This window comes from Paragemmobacter straminiformis (genome assembly GCF_014243445.1).
Taxonomy (GTDB): domain Bacteria; phylum Pseudomonadota; class Alphaproteobacteria; order Rhodobacterales; family Rhodobacteraceae; genus Paragemmobacter; species Paragemmobacter straminiformis.
On the sequence record NZ_JACLQD010000004.1, the window covers coordinates 22634 to 38416 of the forward strand.

Genomic DNA, 15783 nt, shown 5'->3' on the forward strand with positions numbered 1-15783 from the left:
CAGCGGCCCGGTCCGGTCTGCGACCGCAGAGGGGCACCACGCACATCGTGGTCGGGCCAATTATGTATATGCATTCAATATGCTGTCCCGGGGTCATGCAATGGGGAAACATGGGTCGGACGGCAAGAAGACGGAAAGCCAAAGGGTGATCCGGCTGGCAAAGGAGGGGCGCGATACCGGTGCCGAGCGGGAAATCCGCAGGGTCGTGCGGAAAAGGGTTGTTTCGCACCCGACGGCACCGCCCCCCGCGCCCCGGCGGAAGGGCAGGGCATCGGGGCGGCAGCGGACACGCCTGCCAAAGCCGGCATTGGCGGCGCGGCCATGGCCCGCGACATGATCGCTGTGGTCTGGCGGGCAGAGACGCCGAAAGCGGGGCGTCGTCGGGCCGCGAAAGTGCGGCGGGGTCACATTCGGCACCTTGCCCTTCGCAGCGGGCGGACCGTCATATCGAATTGATGTTCTTGATGCTTTAACGCGGCAACCCCGCCATTCCTGTCGGCTTGCGCCCCGCCCGACCCTGCGCGCCGCCCCGATTGCGAATGTGCCGAAGTTTGCGTTCCGCAGGGGGAATGACCGGACGGCGTTTGGCGCGCTTTGCGTCTGCGCCCTTGTGCCTGTTGCGGGGGGGCGGGTAACAGGGGGCGCTTGCCCGGATTTCATTGCGGTTTGCGAGAGGGTCGATGTCACACGAAGCAATCACCGAACTGCTGCGCAAGCAGCGCCTCGTGGCCGGTCTTTCGACGGCGGCGCGCAAACCGGGGCAAGAGGTCGTCGACTCGCTTGTCACCCGCCAGCAGGCCGTGGAACTGGGCAGCCAGCTGGGCCGCATGACCCCCGAAGCCATCGCTGCTGTTCTGGAAGGGCTTGACCTGTCCGATGCCATGCTTGTCTGGCAGTCTTTGCCTGCCACGCGCACCAGCGATGTGGCGTGGTTCCTGCCCCGCCCGCTGCGCGAGGCGCTTGACGGCAGGGCCGAGCCGCGCTTTGGCGAGAACCGGATCACGGTTTGCGAAAGGGTCAACGGGCGGGTGCGTTTTCGCTGCATCACTGACACGGCCGAGCTTGCCGGGACCAATCCCGTCTGGATCGACCTTGTCGGCGCAAGTGCCGCCGAACGCCAGTTGATCGGCGCGCATTACGGCATCGACCTGCACGACCCCGGCGAGGAAACCGATCTCGAGGTCAGCTCGCGCTTTCAGGTCGATGACGCCGGATCGGTCTGGCTGCACTCGAATTTCCTGCTTGACCGAAATGGCGCGTCGCGCAGCGTGCCGGTGGCCTTTGCCCTGACGGGACAGATGCTGTTTTCGCTCAGGAACGAGGAACTGCCCGTGTTCCGGCTTTTGCGGCGGCGGCTGTCGACCATGCCGGTCAGCAGCCAGCAGGACTGTGTCGATATCATGATCGCGCTTTACGGGGCGGATGTGGAATACTCCGCAGACTCGCTTGAGGATATCTACCGCACCCTTGGCAAGGCAGGCCGCCATGTGCTGTCGGAGAAGATGACCGACCAGGAGGCGGCCTCGGTTCTTGCCGACATCGCCGAAGAAGAGGACCTGAACGGGCGTATCCGGTCGAACATCATGGATTCACAGCGCGCGATCAGCTTTCTGATGCAGGCCCGAAACCTGCAAAAGACGCAGATCGCATCGGCCAAGCAGGTCTTGCGCAACATCGACAGTCTGAACAGCCACACGGCCTTTCTGTTCGACAAGATCAACTTCCTGATGGATGCGACCATCGGTTTCATCAACATCAACCAGAACACCCGGGTGTCACAACTGACCGTGTTCGGTCTGGTCTTCATGCCGATCAACATCCTGTCCGGCATGGGGGGCATGTCGGAATTCTCGATGATGACGCGCGCGATACCCTGGCCCGTCGCCTATGGGGGGTTCATGGTCGGGTGCATCTTTGTGGGGTGGTTCACCTATCTGTTCATCCGCCGCGCCGAAATGCGCCGGATCCGCCAGAGCCGCGCGAAGTCGGGTGCGATGCGACACGATTCCTGACAGGGCAACCGGCGGCGGCGCGCGATGGCATCGCCGGAAAGGGTGCTACCTGCGGAATGCGGAAACCGCATCCCGCGGCAACACCCTGTCCCGGTTCGCTTTGACCGGCCACGGGCCTTTCCCCTGTGCGCGGGGAAAGGATGGCCCGTGGTGATCCGGTCGTGTCAGAGACCACCCATCGTCGTACCCGGGTAGAACGGCAGCGACCGGAGACGCGTGTTGGTCAGTTTGGCCCATGCGTTGGCGACTGCCGGTGCCACGACCGGAACCGCTGTCTCGCCGACCCCGCCCGGTGCCGCGGTGCTGGCGACGAGCTTGATCAACACGGTCGGCATGGTTTGCAGCTTGAGGTAGGGGTAGTTGTTGAAGTTCCGCACCTGCGGCACGCCGGCGACAAAGGTTGCCTGATGCCACATGGCGGCCGCAAGCCCGTGGGCAATGCCGCCCTGCATCTGGGCTTCGACCTGATCGGGGTTCACCACGACGCCGCAATCGACCGCGACATAGATCTTGGAAACCCGGATCGTTCCGGTCGAGGTTTTGCCCACCTCGGCGACCATTGCGACGTAGCTGCCGAACCCCTTGAGGAAGGCGACCCCGCGCTGGTATCCGGTCGGCGGCAGGTTCTTCCATCCCGAGAGCGTTTCAACCGCCGTCAGCACGCCCTTGGCGCGGGGGTCGGTCAGGCGGTCGCGGCGGAAGTTGAGCGGGTTGATGACGGCAAGTTTCGCCAGTTCGTCGATCGCGCTTTCGACGGCGAAGGTGTTGTAGGATTCCCCGACCGAGCGCCAGTAGCCAAGCGGAATGTCGGTCGGCAATGCCACATGTTCGATCTGGCGTGCGCCGATGCTGTAGGGCAGGCCCTTGGCGCCGGCGACGGCGCCGGTGTCTTCGGGGTTGCTCACGCTGCTCGGGCCGCGCTGCAATTTGATCGAGGGCGAGACGTTCCGATAGATCAGCGCGGTCATGTTGTTGGACGCGTCAAGTCCCGCCTGCACGCGGATCAGCGCGCTGGGGCGGAAGCGGTCGTTCTGGAAATCCTGCTCGCGCGACCAGATCAGTTTGACCGGAACGCCGAGTTGCTTGGAGCATTGCACCGCTTGCAGGACATAGTCCGACTCGATCTTGCGGCCGAAGCCACCGCCAAGATAGGTCGTGTGGAGAACGACCTTGTCATTGCTCAGGCCACAGGCGGCGGCGGCGGCGGGAATGATGAATTCCTGTCCCTGCGTAGGGGCCCAGATCTCGCAACGGTCTGCGGTGACCGAGGCGGTGCAGTTCATCACCTCCATACAGGCATGGGCGAGGAAGGGCAGCTTGTAGGTCTGGTCGAAGGTCTTGGCCGCACCGGCCAGCGTGGGGGTGCCCGAGGCTTCGGCCACATAGACCGAGCCGCTGCTTGCCGATGTCAGAAGGTTCTGCGCGGTCGCACCGAGGGAGGCGCTGTCCATGCGCGACGTGTCGGCGGGAAGCACCCACGAGACGTTGCGTTCGATGTCGCTGGCACCCTTGATCGCGGTCCAGGTGTTGGTGGCGATGACTGCCACCGCATTGCCGAGGTTGATGACCCCAAGAACGCCCGGGCGCGACGGTTTCGCCGGGGTCGCGCCGACGGTGCCGCCAATGGTCGGGCAATGCACGACGCTGGCAAAGACCATGCCGGGAACCTGGACGTCCATGCCGAAGACGGCCGAGCCGTTCACCTTGGCCGGAATGTCGAGGCGCGGCATGCGCTGGCCGACGAATTTGGTCGTCGTTGCCAGCACGGGGGCCGGAAGGCCGCTGACCGAGGCGGCAGTGGCCGCGACGGCGGCGAAGGTCAGGGTCGTGGTGCCGTTGGTCACGGTGCCGCCCGTGCCCAGTTTCCAGCCCGTGGTATTGGTCTGCTGGGCAGCGGCCTGGATGAGCATGTCGCGCACGGTTGCCGCGGCGGTGCGCATCGGGTTGTACCAGCCCATCATGCTGGTCGATCCGCCGGTGATCTGGGCGTGGAACAGCGGGTTCGCGTAAGGATTGCCCGCGCCCGATCCGCCGATGGCATGTTCGCCGCGCATCTGGGACCAGTTGACCTGCAACTGTTCGGCCACAAGCTGGGCAAGGCCCGTCATGATGCCCTGACCCATCTCGGTCGAGCCGATGCTGAGGGTGACGGTGTTCGTCTCGTCGATGCGGATGAAGGCGCCGATCTGCACCGGGGTTGCGGCCGCTTCGGCGCGGCGCGGGGCAAAGGAGACGGCGAAGGGAAGGATGAAGGACGCGGCCGCACCCTTGAGAAGGTCACGGCGGTTGGGCCCGTTTGCGGGTGCAGCAAGATCGTCCATGATGTCGGGGCTCTTTCTTCTGGATTGCGTGGCGGCGAAGGGTCGGAAACGGCGGGGTCAGAGCCCGCCGAGGGCCTTGTTGATGCGCGGATAGGTGCCGCAGACGCAGATATGCTTGATCTCGGGCGCGATTTCGCTGCCGTGGTGTCCGGCCTTCATCGCGGCGGTGGTGGCGGTCAGCATGCCCGGCTGGCAAAAGCCGCATTGCGGGACCTGGTTCGTGACCCATGCCGCCTGTGCCTTGGCCCCGTCGACATCGCCCGAGAGGCCTTCGACGGTCAGGATTTTCTTTCCGACAGCCGAGGAGACATCGACCTTGCAGGCGTGTTCGCGCTGGTTGTCCATGATGACGGTGCAGGCACCGCAGACTTCGATCCCGCAGCCATATTTGGCCCCGGTGAACCCCATGAAGTCGCGCAGGACCCAAAGCAGCGGCATGCTTGCCTCTGGCACGCTCACCGTGCGGTTAACCCCGTTCACGTTCAGTGTGTATGTGGGCATTTGGAAACCTTGTGTTTGATTTGGTTCGCAAATCCTGAGTTTCGGATGTGCAATTTATATTCAATTTCCAATATATATGCGACGGAGGCCCGCGCATCAGGAAAGTGGGGCGGGCAGGGGTGCGAAGGGGCGTTCTATAACTCGGGTCATAGGTGTTTCTTACCTGCGGACTAAGCGCGGAAGGCGAGTTGTAGAAGCACCATGAGCAAGAGCGCGGGCGCGAGATAGGCCCCGAAGGCGATGCGGCGGTCCTTGCCGCCGGACCCCGCCATGACCCGAGTCGCGTAGGCCCCGATCGCCGAGAGCGCGGCGCAGAGGATGAAGGGCGCGATGTTGTCTGCGGAGAGCCAAAGACCCGCTATCGCGATGAGTTTGACATCACCCTGTCCGAAGGCGTCGCCCCCCTTGGCCCGGCGGGCGAGGACCGCAAAAACCGTCAGGCCAACCCAGAGCGCGAGTGCCGCAAGGAGGCGCGCAATCAGGGTGTCGGGGTCAGGCCCCGTGAACAGTAGGCCCAGCGGGATCAGGGGCAGGCTGAGCCGGTCGGGAAGGAGGAAGTGGCGGGCGTCGATCAGCATCAGCAGGATGGCGATGCCGCCCAGAAAGGCGACGGCCAGGACGGCATTTGCCTGCGCACCGAGTGACGCAGCACCGAGGCCCGAAAGCAGCGCCGCGCCGAGGGCAAGCCTGCGGTCGGCTGTCGAAAGCCATCCTGCGATGACAGGCCAAGGCGTCCGCTTCCCTGTCATTGCTTGCCGAGTTCGATGGCGGTCGGCAGGAACAGGGTGACATCGCCGTCGGGGCCGTGAAACACGGCGCGGTCGGATGCGACGGTCATCAGGTGCAAGCCACGGCTTTCCTCGCCCGGTTCGAGGTAGACGGTCGGCCCGCCCGCCGTGTCGCCGACAAAGGCGCCGCCGGGAGGGGGCGAGGTCACGACCCCCAACAGCACGGGCAGAACTTCGGGCGCGGGGGGGGGCGTCGATGGTTCGGGCAGAAGCGGCGGTTGCAGTCCTGTCAGCGACGGCGCGGCCGGATCGGCATTTGCCGATGCGCGCGACGGCTGGAACAGGGGATGGTCTGCCAAGGCCGCAGGCAGGGCGGCAAGGGCGGGTCCGGCGGCAGGGGCAAGGGCGGCGGGATCGGTGGTCGAGGGGGGCGGGGTTTCGGGGGCGATACCGAACAGGCGGTCAAGCACCAGCAAGCCCAGCAGAAGGACCGCCACGATCGACAGAAGGCGGATGCGTCCGGTCATGGTTTCACCGCCGTTGCAAAGGCCGAAAGGGCGATTTCCGCCTGAAGGAGTCCGCCTTCGATGCCCTGTCCGTCAATGCTGATCCGGTCGAGGCGCAACAGTGGCTCGGTCTGGTCGAGGGCCAGCACGGCGGCCATGATCTGGGTTTCGCTGCCCGAGAGGGCAAGCGTGAGGGGAAGTCGCGTCAGCACGCCTTGGGCCTCGGGCGCGGCGGGGTCGATCCGGTCGGGCACAAGGCCCGTCGGGCCGAGTTGGCGCAGCACCAGAGATTGCAGCGCCGATTGGGCAAGCCCCGCCGTATCGCCCGCGACGAGGGTCTTGGCCGCCTGTCCGGCGGGGCCGGAATTGGCGGTCTGTCTGGCCGCAGCCAGTGCTGCAAGCGCCTTGTCGGCAGCGCCCCGATAGGCCGCGGCGCCAAGGCAGGCGCAAAGCCCGAGGGCAAGAAACAGCGCGGGAACAGAAAGAAGGACAAGCAACGGATTGCGCCGGATCATTCCTTGGCCCCCCTGAATGCGAATTCGCCGGTGACGGTGAACGAGAACAGGCCGTTCTGGATGTCGCGGGCCATGGGTCCGTCGAAATCGACCCGCTGTGCGGAGAGGGGGCCATCGGCGGACGAGAGGGCGGGGATGATGGCTTCGGGCGCACTGCTGCGTCCCGAAAGGGTGAAGCGGTTCCCTTCGAGTCCAAGGTGCAAAAGCCAGGTGTCGGTGGGCAGGCGGCTTGCAAGAAAACCGAGCCGCGCGGCAAGATCGGGGGTGCCAAGCTTGTCGTTCTGAAGCGACAGGACCGCAGCGGTGGCCGCCCCGAGGGTGCCGTTTTCCTGTAGCCTTGCCATTTCGGAGGCGGCGTTGGCGGCAATGGCGCGGGCGGCAAGGGCCGATGGCACCTGCCACAGCAAAAGGCCCAGCCCGAGGGCCATGATCCCGCCCGCAAGGGCGATGAGCCGCTTTCGCAGCCGCGCCCGTCCGGCAAGGTCAGGGCGGAAGGTGAAGCCTGCGCCATCGGTCGGTTGCAGCCGCACCTCGGCAAGGGAACTGCCGCACCGTTCCAGCCTGTCCTCGAGCAGGCGGAGCGGGGCGACCGGAACCATCGCGACCTGCCAGACGCCCGGCGTTGCGGTCTGTGCGGCGTCCCACAGATAGCTGCCCGGTGCCCAGGGCGACGCGTCCTCGAGCCATATGGGGACGGCGCGGCGGATATCGGTTCCTGCCGGAAGCTCGAGCCTGCGGATGAGGGCGCGGTCGGCCCCGACCGTCAGCGAGATGCGGGCGGCAGCAGGAAAGTCGCCGATGGCTGCGGCTTCGGCCGCGTCAAGCGCGAGCGGAACCAGCCCGCGCCGCGCCGGAGGCAGCAAGCCTTCGACATGAAGTGCGGCATCATCGACAAGGCGCGAGAGGCGGGATTGTATCATCGGGCGGGCATCCCAGTGTCGTCGGTCGGGTCAAGGGGCCAATCGATGGCCGCCACCTGATAGCCGTCCGCTGTGATCCTGAGCGAGACATGCGTGGTGCCGCCGCGTGGCGGGTCCGTGTCGCGGAGATAAAGCTCGTAGAAACCGGCGCTGTCCTGCGTGGCGGCCCCGGCGTAGAGGTCGACGCTGCCAAGGCTTGCCGCCGGAGCCACGGCTGCAAGGCGGGCCGGGGCGCTGCCCGCGTCGAAATTCACATTTGCGCCGAGGCAGGTTGTCAGCTCGCGCAGACGGGGCCAGAGCGCGGGTTCGTCCGCGAGCAGGTGGCGCAGGTCCGAGGCAAGGAGGAAGGCGCGGCCGGCCTGGGCGCTTGTGGCCTTGGCGCGGCGGTCGAGAATGCGGTCGGCCAAGGTCTCGGCGCGCAGGGGCGGCGTGTCGGCTGACCGGAACAGGGCGATCAGAAGCGGGCGCGGCGCGGTGTTCGGGTTCACCAGCCCCGCGACCGAGAAGAGCCGCGCCTCGAGCTTGCGGTCGGGCAGGGCCAGGCGGGTGGGCGTGCCGTTTCCGGGCAGGGGATCGCGCCCGTTCATGCGGGCAGCGACCAGCGCAAGGGCAGAGGGCAGCGCAAGCTGGTCTTTCAGAAGCAGGGTTTCGGATCGGGTCGTCGCCAGCGCGCTTGCCGACAGGCGTGCGGCGGCGGCGGCCACGGCTGCCAGCAGCGCCAGAGCCACCAGCACCATCAGAAGGACGGCCCCCGCTTCCTGTCTGGGTGCATGGCTCACGGCGTTGCCCCCGTTGTTGCGTCGGCGCAGCCAGAGGCGCCATCGGTGCAGGCCAGAGCGATGAGCGGCAGGAAGGATCCTGCAAGGGCAGGGCGGGCAGATCGGTCGGGGCCGACGACAAGCCCGAGCGCGCGGGGCATCGCGTTCGGGTCAGCCCAGCGGTCCAGCCATTTGCCGCGTGCGTCAAGGTAGCGGAAGGCCAGCGGTTGCAGCGGCTCCCACACCGCCACGGCGTCTGTTTCGGCCTGACCGAAGGGTGTTTCGCTGCGGTCGACATGGCCCGCGGTGCCGCCGCCCAGACGGTAGGTGACGAAAACGGGGTCGGGATCGGTTTCGCCGGGACGCGGGCGGGGCAGCATGGCAAAGCGGGCGGCCTGCGCGCTTCCCTCAAAGACCTTGCCCCCGGCGGTGACGGGCAGGGCGAGGGCATGGGCGGCATCGCCCGCCAGCAGATCGCCGAACCGCGAAAGGGCTTCGTCGGTTGCGGCGGAAGCGGCAAGGCGCGATGCGGTGGACCCGGCAAGTTTGACGGCCGTCAGCACCGACATCATCACGACCGCGCCAAGGGTAAGGGAGACGAGCGCCTCGATCAGGGTGAAGCCGGCTTCGGGTCTTGCGGTCATGGCGCGGCCTGCGGCAGTTCGAGGACCGAGAGGGACAGCACGGGGCCATTCGGCCCCCGGATGGCAAGGTCGCGACGCGCCAGATTTTGCGACAGCCGTTGCGTGTCTGCCTGCCAGACAAGCCCCCGGACATCGCCTTGCCCCGCGCTGCCTTCGGCGAGAAGCACCCTTGCGAGATTGCGCGCCGCGGTGCTGCGGGCCTGACGGTCGGCAACACGGGCAAAGGTTGCGAAGGTGTCGAAGGCGGCGACCAGCATCATGGTGGACAGGGCAAGGGCCGCCAGAACCTCGACCAGTGAAAAGCCCTGCTCGGCGCTAGGGCCACAGGGTGATGCGGCCGGTGGGCGCGGCGATATCGGCGCCGTATTCCGTGCCGTCGGCACGGGACAGGACGATGCGGCCGCCGTTGCTGGTGCCGTCGGGACGGAACCAGACGGGGCCGGACAATGCCGCTTCGGCGCCGGTCGAAAGGGTTGCGATGTCTGTTTCGCCCTGTCTTGCCACAATGTCGCGGCCGCTGGCTGCAAGGGTGAGGTATTGGCCCGAACGCATTGCCGCGACGCGGGTATCGACGAGGAAGCCGTCCAGCCTTGCGCGGTCAAGCATCGTGCCCCCCGGAAGGCCGCGGCCAAGGACAAGGCCGCTGGCAAGGGCGAGGATCGCAAGGACGAGAAGCATCTCGACCAGCGTGAGACCGGCTTCGCCGTCATGGGGTGATGTCGGCATTGTCACCTTCGCCGCCTTCCTTGCCGTCGGCACCGTAGCTTGACAGGCGGTAGGTCGCGCCGTCGGGGGCCGCGACATAGGCGTAGGCATTCCCCCAAGGATCGGCGGCAACCGCCTTGTTCAGATAGGGACCGTTCCAGCCGCCGGACGAAGGCGGCGCGTTGGTCAGCGCGTCCAGCCCTTCGGATTGTGCGGGGTAACGGCCCATGTCGAGGTGGTAAAGTTCCAGTGCCGTCTGGTACGAGGCGATCTGGATCTTTGCCGTCTTGACGCGTGATTGGCCCATATAGCCCACGACCCTTGGCCCGACGAGGGCGGCCAGAAGGGCAAGGATCACGAGGACCACGAGGAGTTCGACAAGCGTGAAGCCTGCCTCGCGGTCTTTCGGGAGGGGACGATGGGGGGTCATGGTTAGCGTCCTTCTTGCATCACAGGAACAGGTCGTTGACCGACATCAGCGCCCCGATCACCAGATATATCAGCGAGCCCACGGCGACCGAGATGAACAGGATCAGGGCCGGTTCCAGCAGGGTCAGCGCCCTGTCGAGCGCGGTGGTCGTCTTTTCCTCGAAGATCGCGGCGGCCTGCGACAGGCTTTGGCCGAGATTGCCGGTTTCCTGCCCGACCTTCATCAGGCTGGAGAGAAGGCCGGGAAAGGCGGGATCGGCCCGCAGGGGGCCGGTGATGTCCTGACCCGCACGCAGGGCGGCTTCCATCTTTTCCAGCGTCGCACCAAGGCGGGGCGACGGGGTCGCGTGGCGGGCAAGGCGCAGGCATTCGTCGACGGGCAACCCCGCCTCGGCCAGCATGGCAAGGGTGCGGGTGAGGTCGGCAAGGCGCGAGAGGGCCAGAAGCGGGCCGATGACCGGAACGGGGCGCAGAAACTCGGCCAGGGCGACCCGAACGGAGGGGCGGCGCAGCAGGGCGGCACAGGCGAAACCCGCGCCAAGCACCGGCAGCGCCGCAATCGGACCGTGGGCAAAGACCCAGTCCGAAAGCGCGATGAGGCGGCGCATCGCCCTGTCGCTGCCGTCGGCCATCGGCTGGTCGGGCAGGATCGCCCTGAGTTGCGGCAGGACGGCAAGCGCGATGAGCGCCACCGCCGCGATGGCGACGATGACAAGGAAGGCGGGATAGATCAGCGCCGCCCCCACCTTCTGGCGCAGGCGGGCGGCGCGGGCGCGGCCTTCGTAAAGCCGTGACAGCACCATCGGCAGGGTCCCCGCGGATTCGGCGAGCGACACAAGGCGGAGGTATGTTTCGGGAAAGATGCGGCCCTGCCGCGACATGGCTTCCGCAAGGCTGCTTCCGGCCCTGAGTTCGGCCCTGATGCCGCGCAGGGGGGCGGCGAGGGGGCCGGATTGCGCCTCGGCCAGAAGGATGTCGATGGCGCGGCCCAGCGGCACGCCCGAGCGCACCATCCACGCCAGTTCCTGCGTGAACAGGGTGATCTCGGCCTCGGTCGGGACGGCGGCGCGTCGGGGAAAGCCCAGTTCGAAACGGCGCGTGTCAGTCATCCTGCACCACGCGCAACAGTTCAGCCACGCTGGTCTGGCCCGCCAGCACTTGCCGAAGCCCCGCCGCGAGAAGCGGAACCATGCCTGCCCTTATGCCTGCCGCGTGGAGTTCCGATGTGCCCGCACCGCCCAGAAGGGCCTGCCGGAGCGGTTCGGTCAGGGCAAGCACCTCGAAGATCGCGGAGCGCCCGTAGTAGCCCGTGCCGCCGCAATGGTCGCAACCGACGGCATTCCAGACCTTGGTTTCGCCCGTCGGCGCGTGGCCGGCCATCGACCGGATTTCGGGGGCAAAGGGCAAAGCGGGCAGGATTTCGGGGGCGCGGCAATGCGGGCAAAGCTGGCGGACAAGGCGTTGGCCGATGCTGAGGCGCAGCGTTGCGGCGAGAAGGTAACGCTCGATCCCCATTTCGGTCAGCCGGACCACGGCACCGGCTGCCGAATTCGTGTGCAGGGTCGTCAGCACGAGGTGGCCTGTCAGTGCGGCCTGAACGGTGACGGCGGCGGTCTCGCGGTCGCGCACCTCGCCCACCAGAAGCACATCGGGGTCGGCGCGCATGAAGGCGCGCAGGCCGGCGGCGAAATCAAGCCCAATGGCGGGGTTCACCTGCACCTGTGACACGCCCGCGATATGGTATTCGACGGGGTCCTCGACCGAGATGATCTTGCGCGAGGGGTCGTTCAGCGCCGAAGTCGCGGCGGCAAGTGTGGTCGTCTTGCCGCTGCCGGTCGGGCCGGTGACGAGGATCAGCCCGTGGCTTTGCGCCAGAGCGTGGCGCAGGGCCGCTTCCTCGGCGGGCAGAAGCCCGAGCGCATCGATGCGCGGGATGCGCGCGCGGCCTGCCAGAATGCGCAAGGCGGCCCCTTCGCCATCGACCATCGGAAGGGTCGCGCAGCGCATGTCGATGCGGGACTTGCCGATGGTCACGCGCAGGTGCCCGTCCTGTGCGAGGCGGCGTTCGGCGATGTTCAGTCCGGCAAGGATTTTCAGCCGCGCGACAAGGGCGCGTCCTGTCGGTGCGGGAACCGTCATGACGACGCGCAACATGCCATCGACGCGCTGCCGGATCGTCATCTGCTGCGGGCCGGGTTCGAAATGCAGGTCGGTCGCGCGGGTTTCGACGGCGCGGGCCAGAAGCTTGTCGAGCAGCGCGACGGTGGGCGCGTCGAGGGCGCTGTCATCGGCGCTGTCGGTTTCGGCCGGTTCGGCCATCTCGGCCGCGCCGGATGCCTGTTCGGCAAGGCTTTCCAGACGCGAGAGCAGGGCGGGAACCGAGGCGATCCGGAGCGAGAGCGGCTTGCCGAGGGCGGCCCTTAGCGCATCGGTCGCGGCGCGGTTCGCGGGATCGGCCAGCGCGACCCTTTCGGCCCCCGTGGCAGGATCGGGGCCGACGGGAAGCATCAGGGCCGAACGCAGGAACCGCACCGAAAGGGCGGGCGGCAGGTCGATCCGGTCGGGCCAATCCTCGTCGGCCATCAGGGCAAGACCGCTTCGCGCGGCGATCAGGCGGGCTTGCGCCAGCGGGTCATCGCCGTCCCGCACCGCCTGCGGCGCCGCGATGCCGGATTGGGGGGTCATTTTCCGGCCATGAGCGTCATCTTGCGCCGGATTTCCTGCGCCGCCGCCGCCGCGTCCTGCTGGTCGCGGATGACATGGGGGGTGATGAAGATGACAAGCTCGCTGCGCGCGCGGTCGGACGTGCGGTGCCCGCCAAGCAGTTTGGTCAGCGCGTCGCCATCCTTGCTGCGCGAGGACTGGGTCGAGATCAGCCCGCCCAGGGCCACGGTCTGGCCGTCATAGACCGCGACGCGGGTCGCGATGGAGCGTTGGCGCAGGGTGGGTGTCAGGGTGGTGTTGCCGTCGGTCTGGCCCACGACGGCCGAAAGCTCTTGCTTGACCGACAGGTTGACAAGGTCGGTCTGGCTGACCTGCGGGGTCACGCGCAGGATGACGCCCGCGTCGCGGTATTCGACCGAATTGACTGTGGGCGCGTTGGGATCGGTCGTCGCCTGCACCTGCTGGGTGACGATGGGAACCTGTTCGACGACCTTGATTTCGGCCTGTTCGTTTTCGAAGGCGGAAATCGAGGGGGCCGAGACGACCTTTACATCTGTCACCTTCGACAGGCTGTCGATGATGGCGCGGGGGTCTGCGCTGCGGCCAAGGATGATGTTCACGCCCGGAAGATTGCCCGTCAGGGCGGGGGCGCTGTCGGTGCTGGCGATCAGGCTGGCCTGCTTGTCCTTGAGATAGGCCTGAACGCCCATGCTGGTGGCATCGTTCAGCGTGACTTCGACAAGGATGACATCGATCAGCACCTGCGTGGGCGATTTGTCGATCGCTGCCAGAAGCGCCAGCGCCTGATGCCGGATCGGAGCGGGGGCGCGGATGATCAAGGTGTTGTCGGCGTCATTCGCGATGAAATGGACGTCGGTCCCTGTGGCGCTGCCCATGCCAAGGGCCGAGGGCGCTGCCGCTGCGGCAAGGGCGACATCGCCGCCCGCATCGGCGGTGTCGGGCGTGGCGGGGGCGGGGGCCGCCGCCGGAGCGCTGCCGCCACCCGAGCCGCCGAATGTTTCCGTCAGAACCGATGCAAGCGAGGAGGCGCGGGCGAACTGGACCTGATAGACCTCGATATCGGTGCCGCCGGTTCCGCCGGTCTGGTCAAGCCGTTGCACCCAGCGCATGGCATTGCCGAGATCCTCGCTGCTGGCCGCCCGCAGGATCAGCGCGTTCGAGCGGTCAAGAACGATGACCTTCCATGTCGAGGTCGAAGGATCGCTTTCCTGAAGGGCGCGCAGGTCCTCGGCCACACTTGCCGCCGAGGCCGTTTGCAGGAAGGCGATGCCCGAGGCCGAACTGGACATGACATCGGTGTCGAGCGAGGCGATCAGGGCGGCCAGATCGGCGCGTTGCGTGCTGGAGCCACGCACGAGGATCATATCGCCATCGGGTGCCGCGCGCAGCGTGCCTTCGGGGGCGGCGAAACCGTCGAGCAGTGAAAGCATCCGGTCGGCAGGGACACGGCGCAACGGAACGGCGGTAAGCCCGTAGCCGTCGGCGGACAGGCGGGCGGTCGTGCCGTCACCGCTTCCGGCAAGTATGCGGTAGCTGCCCGAGGCTTCGGTCAGGGACAGTCCGTTCGCGGACAGGGCCTCTTCGAACAGGCCGACCAATGCGTCACGCGACACGGCGCCGCCGGTGGCCAGAGTGACCGTGCCGGACACGCCGGGATCGACCGTGTAGGGGACCTTGAGCACCTGTCCGAACAGCGATTCCGCCGCAGCTTCGACCGAGACGTCCTGCAAATTGACCGTGTAGCCCGCGCCAAGCGGCTGGATGCCCTGCGGCACCTCGTGCTCTGTTCCGCTATCATCGAAATAGGCGATACGCGTAACCCCCGAGGTCTGCGCGCCGTTGCCCCCCCGGGCCGCCTGCCCGCGCGGAGCGAGGTCGAGCCCGGAGAGCATATCGGAATTGCCGTTCTGGGTTTCGGTGCAGGCCGGAGCGATTGCAACGAGGGCAAGGCAAAGGATCGTGGCGAGCCGCTTACGCGGTGCAGGTCGGGCCTGTCGAGTTAGGGACACCTAGAATCCAATCCTGATAATTCTGGGGCGGGAGAACCTTGGCCGCAGGCAAGGTCGGGACCCTCCACTGGGGTGTTTGTGCCAAGGAAGTGACTGCGGTCAACGAAGATCAACCGCATGTGGTCATAGAGAGCCATGATCTACATCAAAAGTTATAGGGCGGATGATGCGGGAAGGGGCCTTGCGGAGGGGGGCCGTCACCGCAGCACCGTTGCCATGAGATCCTCGATCAGCACGCTCATGAGTTGACTGCGCCCCTGAACGCCGGCTTTTCGATAGATGGAGTTGAGGTGCGTCTTGACCGTTCCTTCGGCCGTGTGGCGCAGCGATGCGATTTCGCCGATGGAGCAGCCTTTGACCGTAAACATCGCGACGTCCTGTTCGGCCGAGGTCAGGGACCATTGCCTGAAATAGGCGATGATCGTGTCGTTCAGCACGCCTCCGACGACATCGAGACGGCGCTTCATCTCGCGCTGGATCCTGAGTTGCTGTGACACCCACCGCACTTCGAACAACACACCGATGGCAAGGCCGAGCGTGGCGAGGGCCTCGGGCAGGATATGGTGGAGGGAGGTCAGCCCGGATGCGATATCCATGGATACATCGGCCAGAAAAATCCCGGTGCAGGCGGCCTGAAACACCGCGAGGAACGCCATGCCCAAGGGGAAGGCCGCCGAGTCGGCTTTTGACGCGCCGATGGCGGGCTGGTCGGATGCCCAACGTTCCTCGGGGATCTTGCGTTCGCTGGCAGCTTGCATCTTCACTCCGCGATGCGTGCACCGTACCGACTTTTACAGCAATCTGACAATCTGTCGAAAGGATGGGCCAAATTGTGCAAAAAATGGCAGATTCGGCGCAATTGCCGCGAAGCTAGGCGGGGTCCGTCCGCGACGGGGATGCCGCGGAATTGAGGGGGGCGCCTCGCTGCGGGCGAGGGGGGATTTACACGGCAGAAGGGCGGGAGAGGGCGCTGAAGCAGGGTTGTAACGGGCAAAGGGTGGTCATGGCCGTGCTTGGCCTGCGGCGCGCGCAGGGTTCGCAGGGTGGAAG

16 protein-coding genes are annotated in these 15783 nt (G+C 66.6%); 1 reads left to right on the plus strand and 15 read right to left on the minus strand.

The window, feature by feature from the left end:
- Positions 1 to 680 precede the first annotated feature (680 nt).
- Positions 681 to 2012 carry a CorA family divalent cation transporter gene (locus tag H7F16_RS13520; protein ID WP_185798159.1) on the plus strand — a complete coding sequence of 444 codons (1332 nt, stop codon included), beginning with the start codon at positions 681 to 683 and terminating at the stop codon, positions 2010 to 2012.
- 164 nt (positions 2013 to 2176) lie between these two features.
- Here the strand turns inward: H7F16_RS13520 and H7F16_RS13525 are convergent, their stop codons facing one another.
- From H7F16_RS13525 to H7F16_RS13595, 15 genes are all read right to left on the minus strand, one after another.
- Positions 2177 to 4333, minus strand: coding sequence for a xanthine dehydrogenase family protein molybdopterin-binding subunit (locus H7F16_RS13525; RefSeq protein WP_185798160.1), 2157 nt, complete (start codon positions 4331 to 4333; stop codon positions 2177 to 2179).
- A gap of 57 nt (positions 4334 to 4390) precedes the next feature.
- On the minus strand, positions 4391 to 4834 hold the full coding sequence (locus H7F16_RS13530; protein ID WP_185798161.1) for a (2Fe-2S)-binding protein: 444 nt from the start codon (positions 4832 to 4834) through the stop codon (positions 4391 to 4393).
- A gap of 170 nt (positions 4835 to 5004) precedes the next feature.
- Positions 5005 to 5583 (minus strand): prepilin peptidase, encoded by a 579-nt coding sequence (locus H7F16_RS13535; RefSeq protein WP_185798162.1) that lies wholly within the window; start codon positions 5581 to 5583, stop codon positions 5005 to 5007.
- Positions 5580 to 6089: a hypothetical protein gene (locus H7F16_RS13540; protein ID WP_185798163.1), complete on the minus strand. Its 510-nt coding sequence runs from the start codon at positions 6087 to 6089 to the stop codon at positions 5580 to 5582. Before H7F16_RS13540 ends, H7F16_RS13535 begins: the two co-directional genes overlap by 4 nt.
- The gene (locus tag H7F16_RS13545) at positions 6086 to 6583 is read right to left on the minus strand and encodes a hypothetical protein (protein WP_185798164.1); all 498 of its coding nucleotides are present in this window, start codon (positions 6581 to 6583) and stop codon (positions 6086 to 6088) included. Before H7F16_RS13545 ends, H7F16_RS13540 begins: the two co-directional genes overlap by 4 nt.
- Positions 6580 to 7503: a hypothetical protein gene (locus H7F16_RS13550; RefSeq protein ID WP_185798165.1), complete on the minus strand. Its 924-nt coding sequence runs from the start codon at positions 7501 to 7503 to the stop codon at positions 6580 to 6582. The genes H7F16_RS13545 and H7F16_RS13550 overlap by 4 nt, the downstream gene beginning before the upstream one ends.
- The gene (locus H7F16_RS13555) at positions 7500 to 8282 is read right to left on the minus strand and encodes a hypothetical protein (protein WP_185798166.1); all 783 of its coding nucleotides are present in this window, start codon (positions 8280 to 8282) and stop codon (positions 7500 to 7502) included. The genes H7F16_RS13550 and H7F16_RS13555 overlap by 4 nt, the downstream gene beginning before the upstream one ends.
- A complete protein-coding gene (locus tag H7F16_RS13560; protein ID WP_185798167.1) occupies positions 8279 to 8905 on the minus strand; it encodes a PulJ/GspJ family protein in 627 nt (208 codons plus the stop codon). Before H7F16_RS13560 ends, H7F16_RS13555 begins: the two co-directional genes overlap by 4 nt.
- Positions 8902 to 9288 carry a prepilin-type N-terminal cleavage/methylation domain-containing protein gene (locus H7F16_RS13565; RefSeq protein WP_185798168.1) on the minus strand — a complete coding sequence of 129 codons (387 nt, stop codon included), beginning with the start codon at positions 9286 to 9288 and terminating at the stop codon, positions 8902 to 8904. Before H7F16_RS13565 ends, H7F16_RS13560 begins: the two co-directional genes overlap by 4 nt.
- On the minus strand, positions 9221 to 9631 hold the full coding sequence (locus tag H7F16_RS13570; protein ID WP_185798169.1) for a prepilin-type N-terminal cleavage/methylation domain-containing protein: 411 nt from the start codon (positions 9629 to 9631) through the stop codon (positions 9221 to 9223). Before H7F16_RS13570 ends, H7F16_RS13565 begins: the two co-directional genes overlap by 68 nt.
- A complete protein-coding gene (gspG, locus tag H7F16_RS13575; RefSeq protein ID WP_185798170.1) occupies positions 9612 to 10040 on the minus strand; it encodes a type II secretion system major pseudopilin GspG in 429 nt (142 codons plus the stop codon). Before gspG ends, H7F16_RS13570 begins: the two co-directional genes overlap by 20 nt.
- 19 nt (positions 10041 to 10059) lie before the next feature.
- Positions 10060 to 11148, minus strand: coding sequence for a type II secretion system F family protein (locus H7F16_RS13580; protein ID WP_185798171.1), 1089 nt, complete (start codon positions 11146 to 11148; stop codon positions 10060 to 10062).
- Positions 11141 to 12724, minus strand: coding sequence for a GspE/PulE family protein (locus H7F16_RS13585; protein ID WP_185798172.1), 1584 nt, complete (start codon positions 12722 to 12724; stop codon positions 11141 to 11143). Before H7F16_RS13585 ends, H7F16_RS13580 begins: the two co-directional genes overlap by 8 nt.
- On the minus strand, positions 12721 to 14616 hold the full coding sequence (locus H7F16_RS13590; protein ID WP_185798173.1) for a secretin N-terminal domain-containing protein: 1896 nt from the start codon (positions 14614 to 14616) through the stop codon (positions 12721 to 12723). Before H7F16_RS13590 ends, H7F16_RS13585 begins: the two co-directional genes overlap by 4 nt.
- 314 nt (positions 14617 to 14930) lie before the next feature.
- Positions 14931 to 15491, minus strand: a complete 561-nt coding sequence (locus H7F16_RS13595; protein ID WP_241741455.1) for a helix-turn-helix transcriptional regulator — start codon at positions 15489 to 15491, stop codon at positions 14931 to 14933.
- Positions 15492 to 15783 lie beyond the last annotated feature (292 nt).